The 861-nt window shown below is 36.5% G+C and carries 1 protein-coding gene; it reads left to right on the top strand.

The features are described from left to right. Positions 1-261 precede the first annotated feature (261 nt). Positions 262-861, top strand: a 600-nt coding sequence (locus tag CQA62_RS06775; protein ID WP_170125576.1) for an ankyrin repeat domain-containing protein, incomplete at its 3' end; no start/stop codon positions are given.

Below are 861 nucleotides of genomic sequence, written 5' to 3'. Positions count from 1 at the left end.
GGGAGGGGGGAGATAAAAAAGAAAAGAAACTAGGACCCAAACAACAAGCAAGGAAAAAAGGGAAAATCAGCCAGCTTCTGAGGATTATGGCAGATGGAGTGCAAAAGAACTAGAAAAAAGTAAGGGAAAAGATGCTAAAAGGAAAGCTCACGATATGAAAGAAAAAGGCTTTGGAGACAGAACAAAAAAGGAGATAGATGATGACTACAACCCAAAAAATCACTGAAGAAGAGATTTTAGATGCCTATTTTGAAGATGATATTGAATTTTTCAAAACTCATCAAATCAGTGGGAGATTATCGCATAGCTGATCCGGATTTTAATGGGGATACATTATTTCTTGCAAGTCTTTCAGATCCTAAGTGTGAGTTGTATGCTTATTTTTTAGAGCAAGGGGTAGATCTCTTTGCAACAAACTCCTTAAAAGAAAATGTTTTTCATGCTGCTGTGTTTTCTGATGATCCCCAACGGCTGAAAAAGATTCTCAAATCCAATCCCAAGTGTATAAAAATGCTCAATGATCAAGAAAAAGAGGGGGACACTCCATTACATTTTAGTGTTATGTTTAAAAGTAGAAGTTATTTTGATTTATTGATTGAGCTTGGGGCAGATGTTAATATAACTCATATTAAGGGCTATACACCATTATCTACTGCGTGTTGTATTCCTTTTGAGAGAGAGGAGGATAATCTGCATATCGTTAAAACCTTGATTAAGCATGGGGCTAATCCATCACTTAAGACCAATGCAGGAATATATCCCTTAGCAGCAGCAATCAATAACGACCTGCACTCTGTAGCACAACTTTTATGGGAATATCAATATGGCAAAAAATCTCCTTTCAATATTTCCAAATCCCCT

It is taken from the genome of Helicobacter cholecystus, assembly GCF_003364215.1.
Taxonomy (GTDB): Bacteria; Campylobacterota; Campylobacteria; order Campylobacterales; family Helicobacteraceae; genus Helicobacter_G; species Helicobacter_G cholecystus.
This window is presented reverse-complemented; position numbering and strand designations above follow the sequence as displayed.